We start from the raw sequence: 15,845 nt of genomic DNA, 5'->3' as shown, positions 1-15,845 counted from the left end.
AAGGCGCAGTACCTCCGCGGTACCTCAGCCCGCCGTCTCCCTGCCCTTCCGGGTGGGCGAGGCGGCGGGCTTCGCCGTTCGCGCCCCCGCCGTGGCACGCCGCCCGCCCCCGCGCGGCGCCGGCAGCGAAGCCGGCGACCCGGGCCGCCGCAGCGCCCGCGACACCGCCTCCCGCCGGCCGAGCCGAGCCCCGTGCCGTACGCACTCCTGGTACCGCTCGTCGCCCAACTGCTCCCGGGCCGCCGCCTCGCACAGCTCGTGCGGCGCGTTGTAGTGCGCCGAGCCGAACAACGGCAGTCCCACCGACGGCCACATCCGGCCCGCCGCGCCCTGCAGCACCGCGGCCTCCGCCGCGTTCCCGTCCGCCACCGTGACCAGGGCCAGCAGCTCCACCGCCAGCACCGAGCCGAGCTGGTCCCGGAAGCGGTGGGCGCCGGCCAGGCAGTCGGCCAGCAACTCGCGGGCGCGCCCCGGCTCGCCGTCGCTCCAAGCCGCGTAGGCCAGCACGTACAGGGCGTAGCCCCGGGTCCAGCGCTCGCCGTGGTCCTCGCACACCTGGCGGACGTCCTCGCACAGGCGCACCGCGTCCGGCATGTCGCCCTGGAACGCCCGCGCCATCGCCAGTTCGACCTGGCCCATCAGGACGTTGCTGTTGAGCTCGCCGATCTCCCGGTAGCGCCGCAGCGCGGAACGCAGCAGCGTCTCGGCGCGCGGCATGTCGTCCGTGACCAGGGCCAGGCAACCGGTGCGGTGCTCGGCGTACGCCACCGCCGTGGGGTTCGCGGACAGCTCGGCCTCCTCCCGGCACTCCTGGAGCGCCGCCAGCGCGGGCACCGTGTCGCCCTGCAGGATCGCGACGTAGGCCAGGACCCACAGCGCCTTCAGCCGGGCCTGCTCGCCCGCCGTCCGCTCCGGGTCCAGCCGCACCGCCTGCTCCAGCCAGCGCCGCCCCTCCGCCAGCCGCCCGCAGCCCACCCAGTGGAACCACAGGGCACCCGCCAGATACTGGCCCAGGTGTGCCTCGTCCGGCTCCGTCAGACAGTGCTCCAGGGCGCTGCGCAGGTTCGGCAGCTCCGCGTCCACCCGAGCGGTGACCTCGTACTGGCGCGGCGAGAACCACTCCAGCTCGCACCAGGTCGCCAGGCCCACGTACCAGTCCCGGTGCCGCCGCCGCATCCGCGCCGCGTCGCCCGTCGCCTCCAGCCAGTCGGCGCCGTACGCCCGCACCGTGTCGAGCATCCGATAGCGCACCCCGGCCGGGGCCTCCTCGCGGGTCAGCACGGACTGCGCGAGCAGCGCGGAGAGCACGTCGAGCACGTCGTCGGCGGGCAGGTCCTCGCCGCTGCACACGTACTCGGCGGCCTCCAGGCCGAACGGCCCCGTGAACACCGACAGCCGCGCCCACAGCAGCCGCTCCGCAGGCGTGCACAGCTCATGGCTCCAGCCGATCGCGGTGCGCAGCGTCCGGTGCCGGGGCAGCGCGGTGCGGTCCCCGCCGGTCAGCAGACGGAAGCGGTCGTCCAGCCGTTGCAGCACCTGCCCCGGCGACAGCGCGCCCAGCCGCCCCGCGGCCAGCTCGATCGCCAACGGGATCCCGTCCAGGCGCCGGCACAGCTCGCGCATCTCCCCGCGGCCCTCGTCCAGGTCGGCGTCGTACCCGTACGCCAGGTGCCGCTGCCGCGCCCGGACGGTCAGCAGTTCCACCGCCTCCTCCGGCCGCAGCGGTGCCAGCGGAAGCAGCCGCTCCCCGGCCACGGCCAGCGGTCTGCGCCCCACCGCCAGGACACGCAGCCCCGAGGCCCGGCCCAGCAGGTCGGTCACGAGCGCGGCGCACGCGTCCACCAGGTGCTCGACCCCGTCGAGGACCAGGAGCAGCTCTCGCTCGGCGAGGTGCGCGAGCAGCGTCTCGCGCGGCAGCCGGGTCGTGTGGTCGGTCAGGCCGAGCGCCTCCACGACCGCGTAGTCGACGAACTCCTCGTCGCGCACCGGCGCCAGTTCCACCCGCCACACGCCGTCCCGGGGCGCGCGCCGTGCGGCCGCCCGCGCCGCCAGACGCGACTTCCCGACCCCACCGGTCCCGGTCACGGTCACCAGCCGCCCGGAGTCCAGCGCCCGGGCCAGCTCCGCGAGCTCCGCCGCTCTCCCCACGAAGGTGTCGAGTTCCAGGGGAAGGTTGCCGTGCGGGATGCCGTCGCGCCGAAGGTCTCGCATGAAACACGGAGCGTACTCAACCGTGTTCACACAGTACAGCCCCTTCCCGCGTCTTCACCGCACTCCGCCGCGCGCGGACGGTAATCCGGTACGGACCCCCGCGCCCGGCGCGATAGGCTCGGTGCACGACTTTCCCGATGTTCAGGCACGTCTTTCAGGGAGCGGGTGCACACAGTGTCCGGTGGCGAGGTGGCCGGGATCCTGGTGGCCGTCTTCTGGGCGATCCTGGTCTCCTTCCTCGCCGTCGCACTGGCGAGGCTGGCCCAGACGCTCAGGGCGACCACCAAGCTGGTGGCGGACGTGACCGACCAGGCCGTCCCGCTGCTGTCCGACGCCTCGTCGGCGGTGCGCTCCGCGCAGACCCAGATCGACCGGGTCGACGCGATCGCCTCCGACGTCCAGGAGGTCACGTCGAACGCCTCCGCGCTGTCCACCACCGTGGCCTCCACCTTCGGCGGCCCCCTGGTCAAGGTCGCCGCGTTCGGGTACGGCGTACGGCGGGCACTCGGCGGTCGCAAGGAGGGCGAGCCCGCGGGCCCGGCCAAGCAGCCGCGGCGTACCGTGATCGTGGGCCGTACGATCCCGGACGCGCGGCGGACGAAGCGGAAGAAGGACTGATCCAGCGATGTTCCGCCGTACGTTCTGGTTCGGCACCGGCGTCGCCGCCGGTGTGTGGGCCACCACCAAGGTCAACCGGAAGCTCAAGCAGTTGACCCCCGAGAGCCTCGCCGCCACCGCGGCGAACAAGGCACTCGACGCGGGCTCCCGGATCAGGGACCGCGCGGTGGGCTTCGCGCTCGACGTCCGCGACAACATGGCCCAGCGGGAGGCCGAACTGGACGACGCGCTCGGGCTGAACGCCCCCGTCGACCACGAACTCCCCGCACCCCGGCGTTCCTACGCCATCGAGAACCGCAACACCGAGAACGGCAACACCCCGACGTACGTCGACAGGACGACGTACTCGTACAACCGGAATGAGGACCACTGATGGAGTCGGCCGAGATTCGTCGCCGCTGGTTGAGCTTCTTCGAGGAGCGCGGTCACACCGTCGTCCCTTCGGCGTCGCTCATCGCGGACGACCCGACTCTGCTGCTGGTCCCGGCCGGCATGGTGCCCTTCAAGCCCTACTTCCTGGGTGAGGTCAAGCCGCCCTTCGACCGCGCCACGAGCGTGCAGAAGTGCGTGCGCACGCCGGACATCGAAGAGGTCGGCAAGACCACGCGGCACGGCACGTTCTTCCAGATGTGCGGCAACTTCTCCTTCGGCGACTACTTCAAGGAAGGCGCCATCAAGCTGGCCTGGGAGCTGCTCACCAGCGCCCAGGACAAGGGCGGTTACGGCCTCGACCCCGAGCGCCTGTGGATCACCGTCTACCAGGACGACGACGAGGCCGAGCGCATCTGGCACGACGTCGTCGGCGTCCCCTCCGAGCGCATCCAGCGTCTCGGCAAGAAGGACAACTACTGGTCCATGGGCGTCCCCGGCCCCTGCGGCCCCTGCTCCGAGATCAACTACGACCGCGGCCCCGAGTTCGGCGCCGAGGGCGGCCCCGCCGTCAACGACGAGCGGTACGTGGAGATCTGGAACCTCGTCTTCATGCAGTACGAGCGGGGCGAGGGCATCGGCAAGGAGGACTTCGAGATCCTCGGGGACCTGCCGAGCAAGAACATCGACACCGGCCTCGGCCTGGAACGCCTCGCCATGATTCTGCAGGGCGTGCAGAACATGTACGAGATCGACACCTCCATGGCCGTCATCAAGAAGGCCACCGAGCTGACCGGCGTGGCCTACGGCGACGCCCAGGCCTCGGACGTCTCCCTGCGCGTGGTCACCGACCACATGCGCACCTCCGTGATGCTCATCGGCGACGGCGTCACCCCCGGCAACGAGGGCCGCGGCTACGTGCTGCGCCGCATCATGCGCCGCGCCATCCGCAACATGCGCCTGCTCGGCGCCACCGGTCCGGTCGTCAAGGACCTGATCGACGTCGTGATCGGCATGATGGGGCAGCAGTACCCCGAGCTGATCACCGACCGCGAGCGGATCGAGAAGGTCGCCCTCGCCGAGGAGAACGCCTTCCTGAAGACGCTCAAGGCCGGCACCAACATCCTCGACACCGCCGTCAGCGACACCAAGGCCTCCGGCGGCACCGTCCTCGCCGGCGACAAGGCCTTCCTGCTCCACGACACCTGGGGCTTCCCGATCGACCTCACCCTGGAGATGGCCGCCGAGCAGGGGCTCTCCGTGGACGAGGACGGGTTCCGCCGCCTCATGAAGGAGCAGCGGGAGCGCGCCAAGGCCGACGCCCAGGCCAAGAAGACCGGCCACGCCGGCGCCGGCGCCTACCGCGAGATCGCCGACCAGGCCGGCGCCACCGACTTCGTCGGCTACACGGACACCGAGAGCGAGTCCACGATCGTCGGCATCCTCGTCGACGGCGCCTCCTCCCCGGCCGCCACCGAGGGCGACGAGGTCGAGATCGTCCTCGACCGCACCCCGTTCTACGCCGAGGGCGGCGGCCAGATCGGCGACACCGGGCGGATCAAGGTCGATTCCGGTGCCGTCATCGAGGTCCGCGACTGCCAGAAGCCGGTCCCGGGCGTGTACGTCCACAAGGGCGTCGTCCAGGTCGGCGAGATCACCGTCGGCGCCAAGGCCCACGCCTCGATCGACGACCGGCGTCGCAAGGCCATCGCCCGCGCCCACTCGGCCACCCACCTCACTCACCAGGCGCTGCGCGACGCCCTCGGCCCGACGGCCGCCCAGGCCGGTTCCGAGAACCAGCCCGGCCGCTTCCGCTTCGACTTCGGCTCGCCGTCCGCCGTTCCGACGGCCGTGATGACCGACGTCGAGCAGAAGATCAACGAGGTGCTCGCCCGCGACCTCGACGTGCGCGCCGACGTCATGGGCATCGACGAGGCCAAGAAGCAGGGGGCCATCGCCGAGTTCGGCGAGAAGTACGGCGAGCGGGTGCGCGTCGTGACCATCGGCGACTTCTCCAAGGAGCTGTGCGGCGGCACCCACGTGCACAACACCGCCCAGCTGGGTCTGGTCAAGCTGCTCGGCGAGTCCTCCATCGGCTCCGGTGTGCGCCGTATCGAGGCCCTGGTCGGCGTGGACGCCTACAACTTCCTCGCCCGTGAGCACACGGTCGTCGCCCAGCTCCAGGAGCTGATCAAGGGCCGCCCGGAGGAGCTCCCGGAGAAGGTCTCCGCCATGCTCGGCAAGCTCAAGGACGCCGAGAAGGAGATCGAGAAGTTCCGCGCCGAGAAGGTCCTCCAGGCCGCCGGCTCGCTCGCCGACTCCGCCAAGGACGTGCGCGGTGTCGCCCTGGTGACCGGTCAGGTCCCGGACGGCACCACCGCCGACGACCTGCGCAAGCTGGTCCTCGACGTGCGCGGCCGCATCCAGGGCGGCCGGGCCGCGGTCGTCGCCCTGTTCACCACGGTGAACGGCAAGCCCCTGACCGTCATCGCCACCAACGATGCCGCCCGTGAGCGCGGTCTCAAGGCCGGTGACCTGGTGCGCGCCGCCGCCAAGACCCTCGGTGGCGGCGGTGGCGGCAAGCCGGACGTCGCCCAGGGCGGCGGCCAGAGCCCGGCCGCCATCGGTGACGCCGTCGACGCCGTCGAGCGGCTCGTGGCGGACACCGCCAAGTGAGCGACTCGAGGAACGGCCGGGCGGACGGCCGGACGGACGACCGGCCGGACGGCCCGGTCATGCGCCGCGGCCGCCGCCTGGCGATCGACGTCGGGGACGCCCGTATCGGGGTCGCCTCCTGCGACCCCGACGGGATCCTCGCCACGCCGGTGGAGACCGTCCCCGGACGCGACATCCCGGCAGCACACCGCCGCCTGCGGCAACTGGTCGAGGAGTACGAGCCGATCGAGGTCGTCGTCGGTCTCCCTCGCTCCCTCAAGGGGGGCGAGGGCCCGGCCGCGGTCAAGGTCAGGGGCTTCGCGCAGGAGCTGGCCCGCGGCATCGCGCCGCTGCCGGTCAGGCTCGTCGACGAGCGGATGACGACGGTGACCGCCAGTCAGGGGCTGCGCGCCTCGGGAGTGAAGTCCAGGAAGGGCCGGTCCGTCATCGACCAGGCCGCCGCTGTGATCATCCTTCAGCAGGCACTGGAATCCGAACGGGTGTCAGGCAGGCCACCCGGTGAGGGCGTCGAAGTGGTCATCTGATCGCGATACGGTAACGTTCCGCGCGATGCGGAGGCATTCGAACAGCCACCGCACAGCAAGAGGCGGAACGGAAGACGGCCCTCCATGACAGGCCGTGCGCGCCGTCGCCTCGCGGCTCTAGGGGATCGATGACTGAGTATGGCCGGGGCCCAGGCTCCGAACCGTGGCATCCGGAGGACCCGTTGTACGGGGACGGCGGATGGGGCGGACAGCAGGCCCACACGGGTCAGCAGTCCCCCTACGGCGGCCAGCCGCAGCAGTATCCGGAGCAGCAGTCCCAGCAGCAGTACGGCGAGTGGGGCGACGGCGGCCAGTCCGCCTACGGTCAGCAGTCGCAGTACGGCCAGTACGGTCAGCAGCACCCCGAGCCGCAGTACGACCAGTACCAGCAGAACCCGCAGTACGACCAGTACGAGCAGTACGGGCAGCAGCAGTACGACCAGCAGTACGCGTCCCAGGCGCAGTCCCAGCAGGGCCACGACGACGGCGGCTGGGGCACCGGCGCGCAGTACCCCGCCGACCCGTCGGACCCCTACGGGCAGCAGGCCGCCGCCCACGGCGCGGAGCAGCCCGACTTCTACGGCACCCCGGAGGCGTACCCGCCTCCCGAGCCACCGGGCCGCCGGCGTGCCGAGCCCGAACCGCAGGACAGCGACGGGGACCCCGGCCCCGACGAGGGAGAGCACGCCTTCTTCGCGGGCGGGGACGCCGACGGGAAAGAGGGCGGCGGCGAGAGCGGCGCAGCGCGGGCCGACCGCAGGGGCCGGGGCGGCAAGCCCAAGAAGGGCCGCAACGGAGTCGCGTGCCTCGTGGTCTGCCTGGTGCTGGGCGGTGCGGTGGCGGGAGTCGGATACTTCGGCTTCCAGTTCTACCAGGAACGTTTCGGCGCGGCCCCGGACTACGCGGGTGACGGCAACGGCGAGCAGGTGACCGTCACGATCCCCAAGGGCGCGGGCGGCTCCACCATCGGCCAGGAGCTCAAGAGGAAGGGCGTGGTGAAGAGCGTCGACGCCTTCATCGCCGCCCAGCAGAGCAACCCCCAGGGCAAGAGCATCCAGGACGGCGTGTACACGCTGCAGAAGGAGATGTCGGCCGAGGCCGCGATCGAGCTGCTGCTCAATCCCAAGAGCCGCAGCAACCTGATCATCGCCGAGGGCAAACGCAACGCCGGCATCTACAAGGACATCGACAAGCGCCTCGAACTGGACGAGGGCACCACCGCCAAGGTCGCCAAGGCCGAGTGGAAGAACCTCGGCCTGCCCGACTGGGCGATGAACCACGAGAACGTCAAGGACCCGCTGGAGGGCTTCCTCTACCCGTCGAGCTACTCGGCGGCCAAGGGCCAGAAGCCCGAGGACGTGCTGAGGCAGATGGTGGCGCGGGCCAGCGAGCAGTACGAGAAGATCGGGCTCGAGGAGAAGGCGGAGGGCCTCGGCCTCGACGGGCCGTGGCAGCTGCTGACCGTGGCGAGCCTGGTGCAGGCGGAGGGCAAGACGCACGCGGACTTCCGCATGATGTCGGAGGTCATCTACAACCGGCTCAAGCCCACCAACACCGAGACCAACCAGGAACTGCAGTTCGACTCGTCCTTCAACTACCTGCTCGGCCAGAGCGAGATCCACATCAGCGAGTCCGAGATCAACAGCAACCCGGACCCGTACAACACCTACACCAACAAGGGCCTGCCGCCCGGACCCATCAGCAACCCCGGCGAAGAGGCCCTGAAGGCGGCGCTCGATCCCACGGACGACGGCTGGATGTACTTCGTGGCCACCGACGGCCTGAGCAAGACCGAGTTCGCCAAGACGCACGACGACTTCCTGAAACTGAAGGACAAGTTCGATGCCAGCTCGGGCAACTGACCGTCGTCGGGCCGCCGTCCTCGGCTCCCCGATCGCGCACTCCCTCTCCCCGGTCCTGCACCGCACCGCCTACGCCGAGCTGGGCCTGGAGGGCTGGACCTACGACCGCTTCGACGTCGACGAGGAGGCACTGCCCGGCTTCCTCGAGGGGCTGGGCCCCGAGTGGGCGGGGCTGTCGCTGACCATGCCGCTCAAGCGGGCGGTCATCCCGCTGCTCGACGGGATCAGTGAGACGGCGGCCTCCGTGGACGCGGTGAACACCGTGGTCCTCACCGAGGACGGCCGCAAGACCGGCGACAACACCGACATCCCCGGCATCGTCGCCGCCCTGCGCGAGCACGGCATCGAGAAGGTCGAGACCGCGGCCGTCCTCGGCGCCGGCGCCACCGCGTCCTCCGCGCTGGCCGCGCTGGCCCGGATCTGCACCGGCGAGGTCGCCGTCTACGTACGCAGCCGGGCGCGCGCCGCCGAGATGCGGGGCTGGGCCGAACGGCTGGACGCCGACGTGCGCATCGCGGACTGGGCGGACGCCGAGGAGGCGCTGCACGCCCCGCTGGTGGTGGCCACCACCCCGGCCGGCACCACCGACGCCCTCGCCGCCGCAGTCCCGGAGATGCCCGCGACCCTCTTCGACGTGCTCTACGACCCGTGGCCGACCGCCCTCGCCGCCCGCTGGTCGGCCCACGGCGGTGCGGTCGTCAACGGCCTCGACCTGCTGCTGCACCAGGCGGTGCTCCAGGTCGAGCAGATGACGGGCCGCGCTCCGGCCCCCCTCGCCGCCATGCGCACGGCGGGGGAGCGGGCCCTGGCGGACCGCTAGCGTCCGCGGTCCCGCGGGCGCGCTCCGGCGTCGTCCGGCGTCCGCGCACCCGTCCGCCAGATGGACCGGCGGCCGGGGACGGGGCCCGGACGTGGGAGGATCGGAGGTGGCGGACCGGGGCCGCGCACCCGGACACGCCGTCGCCGTACGCAGAGAAGACGCGTACGCAGGGCATAACCGGGGCGCGAGCACTGAGGAGCACCGTTGAGCAGGTTGCGCTGGCTGACCGCGGGGGAGTCCCACGGTCCCGCACTCGTCGCGACGCTGGAGGGTCTGCCCGCCGGCGTACCGATCACCACGGACATGGTGGCGGACCATCTGGCGAGGCGGCGGCTCGGCTATGGCCGCGGTGCGCGCATGAAGTTCGAGCGTGACGAGGTCACCTTCCTCGGCGGCGTCCGGCACGGGCTCACCCTCGGCTCCCCGGTCGCGGTCATGGTCGGCAACACCGAGTGGCCCAAGTGGGAGCAGGTCATGGCGGCCGACCCGGTCGACCCGGAGGTACTGGCCGGCCTGGCCCGCAACGCGCCGCTGACCCGCCCCCGCCCCGGCCACGCCGACCTCGCGGGCATGCAGAAGTACGGCTTCGACGAGGCCCGGCCGATCCTGGAGCGCGCCTCCGCGCGGGAGACGGCGGCCAGGGTGGCGCTGGGCGCGGTCGCCCGGTCGTACCTCAAGGAGACGACCGGCGTCGAGATCGTCAGCCATGTGGTCGAGCTGGCCTCGGCCAAGGCCCCCCAGGGCGTGTACCCGACGCCGGCCGACGTCGAGAAGCTGGACGCCGACCCCGTGCGCTGCCTGGACGCCGACGCCTCGAAGGCGATGGTCGCCGAGATCGACCAGGCCCACAAGGACGGTGACACCCTCGGCGGCGTCGTCGAGATCCTCGCCTACGACGTGCCGGTGGGCCTCGGCTCGCACGTCCACTGGGACCGCAAGCTCGACGCACGGCTCGCGGGCGCGCTCATGGGCATCCAGGCGATCAAGGGCGTCGAGATCGGCGACGGCTTCGAGCTGGCCCGCGTGCCCGGCTCCCAGGCCCACGACGAGATCGTGAACACGGCCGAGGGCATCCGCCGGGTCTCCGGCCGCTCCGGCGGCACCGAGGGCGGCCTCACCACCGGTGAGCTGCTGCGGGTGCGGGCCGCGATGAAGCCGATCGCCACCGTGCCGCGCGCCCTGAAGACCGTGGACGTCACCACCGGCGAGGCCACGCAGGCCCACCACCAGCGATCCGACGTGTCCGCCGTGCCGGCCGCCGGCATCGTCGCCGAGGCGATGGTCGCCCTGGTCCTGGCGGACGCGGTGGCCGAGAAGTTCGGCGGCGACAGCGTGACCGAGACCCGCCGCAACGTGCGGTCCTACCTCGACAACCTGGCCATCCGATGAGCGCACCGCTGATCGTCCTGGTCGGACCGATGGGCGTCGGCAAGTCCACGGTGGGGCAGCTGCTGGCCGAGCGCCTCGGCGTCGGCTACCGGGACACGGACGAGGACATCGTCTCCGCGCAGGGGCGGGCCATCGCCGAGATCTTCGTCGACGAGGGCGAGGCGGCCTTCCGGGCCCTGGAGAAGGAGTCCGTGAGGACCGCTCTCGCCGGGCACGAGGGCGTCCTCGCCCTCGGTGGCGGCGCGATCCTGGACGCCGACACCCGCGCGCTGCTCGCCGGGCAGCGCGTCGTCTACCTCTCGATGGACGTCGAGGAGGCCGTCAGGCGCACCGGTCTGAACGCCGCGCGCCCGCTGCTCGCGGTCAACCCGCGCAAGCAGTGGCGCGAGCTGATGGAGGCCCGCCGCGGCCTCTACGAAGAGGTCGCCACGGTCGTCGTCGCCACGGACGGCCGTACGCCCGAAGAAGTCACCCAAGCCGTCCTGGACGCAGTGGAGTTGAAGGAAGCATGAGCGAGGCAGTCACCCGGATCCAGGTCGGCGGCACCGCGGGCAGCGATGCCTACGAGGTTCTGGTGGGCCGACAGCTCCTGGGCGAGCTGGCCGGGCTGATCGGCACGAGGGCCAAGCGGGTCGCGGTGATCCACCCGGAGGCCCTCGCCGAGACCGGCGACGCGCTGCGCGCCGACCTCGCAGGGCAGGGCTACGAGGCGGTCGCCATCCAGGTGCCCAACGCCGAGGAGGCGAAGACCGCCGAGGTCGCCGCGTACTGCTGGAAGGCGCTGGGCCAGTCCGGCTTCACCCGCACCGACGTCATCATCGGCGTGGGCGGCGGCGCCAGCACCGACCTGGCCGGGTTCGTGGCCGCGACCTGGCTGCGCGGTGTCCGCTGGATCGCCGTCCCCACCACCGTGCTGGCCATGGTGGACGCGGCCGTCGGCGGCAAGACCGGCATCAACACCGCCGAGGGCAAGAACCTCGTCGGCTCCTTCCACCCGCCCGCCGGCGTCCTGTGCGACCTGGCCGCCTTGGACTCGCTCCCGGTCAACGACTACGTCTCCGGACTCGCCGAGGTCATCAAGGCCGGCTTCATCGCCGACCCGGTGATCCTCGACCTGATCGAGTCCGACCCCCAGGCCGCGCGCACCCCGGCCGGGCCGCACACCGCCGAGCTGATCGTGCGCTCCATCAAGGTCAAGGCGGAGGTCGTCTCCTCCGACCTGAAGGAGGCGGGCCTGCGGGAGATCCTCAACTACGGCCACACCCTCGGCCACGCCATCGAGAAGAACGAGCGCTACAAGTGGCGCCACGGCGCCGCCGTCTCCGTCGGCATGCACTTCGCCGCCGAACTGGGCCGCCTCGCGGGCCGTCTCGACGACGCCACCGCCGACCGGCACCGCAGCATCCTCGAAGCGGTCGGCCTGCCCCTGCACTACCGCTACGACCAGTGGCCCAAGCTCGTCGAGAACATGAAGGTCGACAAGAAGTCCCGCGGCGACCTGCTGCGTTTCATCGTCCTGGACGGCCTCGCCAAGCCCACCGTGCTGGAGGGACCCGACCCGGCCGTCCTCCTCGCCGCCTACGGCGAGGTGGGCGAGTAGTACCCCGCCGCGCCTTCCGCCCGATTCGCCTTGCGCGACGGGCACTTCGTACCGCCCCCGGCCGTTCACCGAACGACGGCCGGGGGCGGTACCGTTCGGACGGGGATCCCCTCACGCCCTTTAGGCTGTGGGGAAGCGGGCGGGCCTCCCTCCCGCCGCCAGCGCCCATCGCCTGTACGAGACGGAGTGGCACCGGATGCAGCACGCAGTGGGTTCTCCGCTGCCGCCGCCCCATCAGCCGGGGCACGGACCGGCCGTCGGCTGGTCACCGGCCGCGCACCACCCGGGCCCGCCCCAGGGTTCCACCCCCGTACCGCCGCCCGCGGCGCCGGGCTACCCCGTGCGGGCCCCGCACCCCACGGCTCCCCGGCAGGCCCCGCCCCCGGCTTCGGCCCCGGGACCGCACCAGGCCCCGGGACCGCACCAGGCTCCGGGGCCGCACCCGGCCCAGGGCCCGCACCAGGCTCCGGGCCCGCACCCGGCCCAGGGCCCGCACCAGGCTCCGGGCCCGCACCAGGCGGCTCCCGTGCCGCCTCCACCGGACGCCACCGGCCACGTACCGCTGCCGCCCGGCGGCCCCGTGGCCGTGCCCAGCGTGCCGCCCGCCACGTCCACCGCGCCCGACCCGGCCACGACCACCCTTGCGGTGCTGCTCATCGGCCCCGCGGGAGCCGGCAAGACCAGCGTCGCCAAGTACTGGGCGGACCACCGCCGGGTCCCCACCGCCCACATCAGCCTTGACGACGTCCGCGAATGGGTCCGCTCCGGCTTCGCCGACCCCCAGACCGGGTGGAACGAGAACTCCGAGGCCCAGTACCGCCTCGCCCGCCGCACCTGCGGCTTCTCCGCCCGCAACTTCCTCGCCAACGGCATCTCCTGCATCCTCGACGACGCGGTCTTCCCGGACCGGCCCGTCGTCGGCCTCGGCGGCTGGAAGCGGCACGTCGGCCCCGGCCTGCTCCCGGTCGTCCTCCTGCCGGGCCTGGACATCGTCCTGGAGCGCAACGCCGAACGCAGCGGCAACCGGCGGCTCACCGACGAGGAGGTCGCCCGCATCCACGGCCGCATGGCCGGCTGGTACGGCTCGGGTCTCCCGATCATCGACAACTCCACGCTGGACATACCGGAAACCGCGCAGGTCCTGAACGAGGTCCTGACCCGCTCCATAGCAAGCCCACCGAGCTGGTGACGCGGAAAACCGGGCCGGCGGCAGAGGAACGGGGCGGCGTCCACGCGCGGCTCCGCCGCGGGGCGCGCCCAGCCCCCACCGGCGGTCAGCCGCCGTGCGACGACAAGCCACACCCCGGCCCGCGCGTCCGGCGTACCACGCGCACCGCCCACTCGGCGTCTCCCGAGCGGCGCCCCCCGAGCGGAGCTCTTACGCTCGGCCCATGTCAGAGGTGTACGCGGCCCGCCGGACGCGCCTACGAGAACGCTGCAACGCGGGCGGCAGCGCGGCGGCGCTCGTCTCCCGGCCCGCCAACGTGCGCTATCTCGCGGGCGCGGCCCCGCACGGCGCCGTGCTGCTGCTGGGCAAGACCGAGGATCTGCTGGTCTGCTCGGGCCCGCCGGGCGACCGGCCGGCGGACGGCGTCCGGCCCGACGACTCCCTGCCGGTGCGGGCGCTGCCCGGCCCCGGCGGCGACCCGGCCGTCGCGGCCACCGGCCTCGCCGCGGCCCAGGGCGCCGAGTCCCTCGCCACCGAGGACCACCACCTCACCGTGGTCCGGCACCGTGCCATGCGCTCGGTCGCACCCCGGCTGCGCCTGACCGACCTCGGTCAGGCAGTCGAGCAGCTCCGGGTGGTCAAGGACGAGGAGGAGATCTCCTGCCTGCGCATCGGCGCCGAGATCGCCGACCAGGCCCTCGGTGAACTCCTGGAGTCCATCCTGGTCGGCCGCACCGAGCGGCACCTCGCCCTGGAACTGGAACGCCGCCTCGTCGACCACGGCGCCGACGGCCCCGCCTTCCCCACCTCCGTCGGCACGGGCCCGAACTCGGGGCGCCGCGGCCACCGCCCCACCGACCGGCGCGTGGAGGAGGGCGACTTCCTCTCCGTCTGCCTGGGAGCGACCTACCGCGGCTACCGCTGCGAGATCGGCCGTACGTTCGTCATCGGCACCTCGCCGGCCGACTGGCAGATCGAACTGTACGACCTCGTCTTCTCCGCCCAGCGGGCCGGCCGGGAGGCCCTCGCACCCGGCGCCGCCTGCCGCGATGTCGATCGCGCCGCCCGCCAGGCACTGGATTCGGCCGGGTACGCGGAGAACCTTCCGACCCTCACCGGCCACGGTGTCGGACTCGAAATCGACGAGGACCCGCAGTTGGCCCCCGCGGCCATGGGTAAACTGGACGCTTGTGTGCCGGTCACCGTCGAACCGGGGGTCCACCTCCCGGGCCGGGGCGGGGTCCGGATCGATGACACGCTCGTCGTGCGCCCCGAGGCGGACGGCGGACCCGAGCTACTCACCATCACGACCAAGGAGCTGCTCGCGCTCTAGCCTTCGCGCTGCGCGCCTGCCCGCCCCGAGGTCGTCCACGTCAGTCCAGGAGATTCCGCAACCGTGGCTTCCACGAACGACCTCAAGAACGGCATGGTGCTCAAGCTCGAAGGCGGCCAGCTCTGGTCCGTCGTCGAGTTCCAGCACGTCAAGCCCGGCAAGGGCCCGGCCTTCGTGCGCACCAAGCTCAAGAACGTGCTCTCCGGCAAGACCGTCGACAAGACCTTCAACGCCGGCGTCAAGGTCGAGACGGCCACTGTCGACAAGCGTGACATGCAGTTCTCCTACATGGACGGCGAGTACTTCGTCTTCATGGACATGGAGACCTACGACCAGCTGCACGTCGACCGCAAGGCCGTCGGCGACGCCGCCAACTTCCTGATCGAGGGCTTCACGGCCACCGTCGCCCAGCACGAGGGCGAGGTGCTCTTCGTCGAGCTGCCCGCCGCCGTCGAGCTGACCATCCAGGAGACCGAGCCCGGCGTCCAGGGCGACCGCTCCACCGGCGGCACCAAGCCCGCCACGCTGGAGACCGGCTACCAGATCCAGGTCCCGCTCTTCATCACCACCGGTGAGAAGATCAAGGTCGACACCCGCTCGAGCGACTACCTCGGCCGGGTGAACAGCTAACCGTGGCTGCCCGCAACACGGCCCGCAAGCGCGCCTTCCAGATCCTCTTCGAGGGCGATCAGCGCGGCGCCGACGTCCTGACGGTACTCGCCGACTGGGTCCGGCACTCCCGGTCCGACACCCGGCAGCCGCCGGTGAGCGAGTACACGATGGAGCTGGTCGAGGGCTACGCCGAGCGCGCGCAGCGCATCGACGAGCTCATCGCCCAGTACTCGGTCGGCTGGACGCTCGACCGTATGCCGGTCGTCGACCGCAACATCCTGCGCCTGGGCGCGTACGAGCTGATCTGGGTCGACGCGACGCCGGACGCAGTCGTCCTGGACGAGATGGTGCAGCTGGCGAAGGAGTTCTCCACGGACGATTCGCCCGCGTTCGTCAACGGACTGCTCGGCCGGCTGAAGGACCTCAAGCCCTCGCTGCGTCGCGACGAGAGCTGAGAGAGGCCCGAGGCCGACAGAGGGGGGAAGACCCCCACCACGCCGGAGGGCCCGCAGCAGGCGCGCTGCGGGCCCTCCGGCGCGTCGCGCCGCACTGTCCGGCCTGTGAGGCACACGACAAGCCGCCGGGGGGGGGGGGACCCCAGGGGTTGGGGCCCCCCCCCCGCCCCGGTAAGGGGGGGCCAGGGGGCCCCCCGCGCCCCCCGGG

The 15,845-nt window shown here is 72.3% G+C and carries 14 protein-coding genes; 13 read left to right on the top strand and 1 reads right to left on the bottom strand.

Translation table 11 applies throughout. From position 1 onward, the window contains the following. Positions 1–24: 24 nt before the first annotated feature. Complete coding sequence (locus ACP4IX_RS03845) at positions 25–2,211, bottom strand: ATP-binding protein (RefSeq protein WP_426554769.1); 2,187 nt, start codon at positions 2,209–2,211, stop codon at positions 25–27. Between the two features lie 165 nt (positions 2,212–2,376). On the opposite strand from ACP4IX_RS03845, the gene ACP4IX_RS03840 reads away from it, so the two are divergent. From ACP4IX_RS03840 to nusB, 13 genes are all read left to right on the top strand, one after another. Beyond that, complete coding sequence (locus ACP4IX_RS03840; RefSeq protein ID WP_426518858.1) at positions 2,377–2,829, top strand: DUF948 domain-containing protein; 453 nt, start codon at positions 2,377–2,379, stop codon at positions 2,827–2,829. Between the two features lie 7 nt (positions 2,830–2,836). Then, positions 2,837–3,202 (top strand): hypothetical protein, encoded by a 366-nt coding sequence (locus tag ACP4IX_RS03835; RefSeq protein WP_426518860.1) that lies wholly within the window; start codon positions 2,837–2,839, stop codon positions 3,200–3,202. Continuing rightward, complete coding sequence (gene alaS / locus ACP4IX_RS03830; RefSeq protein WP_426554768.1) at positions 3,202–5,874, top strand: alanine--tRNA ligase; 2,673 nt, start codon at positions 3,202–3,204, stop codon at positions 5,872–5,874. Before ACP4IX_RS03835 ends, alaS begins: the two co-directional genes overlap by 1 nt. Positions 5,875–5,933: 59 nt before the next feature. Further along, positions 5,934–6,398, top strand: a complete 465-nt coding sequence (gene ruvX, locus ACP4IX_RS03825) for a Holliday junction resolvase RuvX (protein WP_426518905.1) — start codon at positions 5,934–5,936, stop codon at positions 6,396–6,398. A gap of 128 nt (positions 6,399–6,526) precedes the next feature. Next, positions 6,527–8,260, top strand: coding sequence for an endolytic transglycosylase MltG (gene mltG, locus ACP4IX_RS03820; protein WP_426518864.1), 1,734 nt, complete (start codon positions 6,527–6,529; stop codon positions 8,258–8,260). After that, positions 8,241–9,080: a shikimate dehydrogenase gene (locus tag ACP4IX_RS03815; RefSeq protein ID WP_426518866.1), complete on the top strand. Its 840-nt coding sequence runs from the start codon at positions 8,241–8,243 to the stop codon at positions 9,078–9,080. The genes mltG and ACP4IX_RS03815 overlap by 20 nt, the downstream gene beginning before the upstream one ends. Positions 9,081–9,284: 204 nt before the next feature. Continuing rightward, positions 9,285–10,469 (top strand): chorismate synthase, encoded by a 1,185-nt coding sequence (aroC, locus tag ACP4IX_RS03810; protein ID WP_386286266.1) that lies wholly within the window; start codon positions 9,285–9,287, stop codon positions 10,467–10,469. Beyond that, positions 10,466–10,981: a shikimate kinase gene (locus ACP4IX_RS03805; protein WP_426554767.1), complete on the top strand. Its 516-nt coding sequence runs from the start codon at positions 10,466–10,468 to the stop codon at positions 10,979–10,981. Before aroC ends, ACP4IX_RS03805 begins: the two co-directional genes overlap by 4 nt. Continuing rightward, positions 10,978–12,069: a 3-dehydroquinate synthase gene (gene aroB / locus ACP4IX_RS03800; protein WP_426518870.1), complete on the top strand. Its 1,092-nt coding sequence runs from the start codon at positions 10,978–10,980 to the stop codon at positions 12,067–12,069. Before ACP4IX_RS03805 ends, aroB begins: the two co-directional genes overlap by 4 nt. A gap of 196 nt (positions 12,070–12,265) precedes the next feature. Further along, entirely contained in the window at positions 12,266–13,258 is a 993-nt protein-coding gene (locus ACP4IX_RS03795) for a Pro-rich N-terminal domain-containing protein (protein ID WP_426518872.1), read from the top strand. 202 nt (positions 13,259–13,460) lie between these two features. Then, the gene (locus ACP4IX_RS03790; protein WP_426518874.1) at positions 13,461–14,570 is read left to right on the top strand and encodes an aminopeptidase P family protein; all 1,110 of its coding nucleotides are present in this window, start codon (positions 13,461–13,463) and stop codon (positions 14,568–14,570) included. A 63-nt stretch (positions 14,571–14,633) separates the two neighbouring features. Beyond that, on the top strand, positions 14,634–15,200 hold the full coding sequence (efp, locus tag ACP4IX_RS03785) for an elongation factor P (RefSeq protein ID WP_398136554.1): 567 nt from the start codon (positions 14,634–14,636) through the stop codon (positions 15,198–15,200). 2 nt (positions 15,201–15,202) lie between these two features. Continuing rightward, a complete protein-coding gene (nusB, locus tag ACP4IX_RS03780; protein ID WP_426518876.1) occupies positions 15,203–15,637 on the top strand; it encodes a transcription antitermination factor NusB in 435 nt (144 codons plus the stop codon). The last annotated feature ends 208 nt before the right edge of the window (positions 15,638–15,845 follow it).

Source organism: Streptomyces sp. WG5 (assembly GCF_049974565.1).
Taxonomy (GTDB): domain Bacteria; phylum Actinomycetota; class Actinomycetes; order Streptomycetales; family Streptomycetaceae; genus Streptomyces.
Note: the sequence above shows the minus strand (reverse complement) of the source record. Positions and strands in the feature narration are given on the sequence as shown.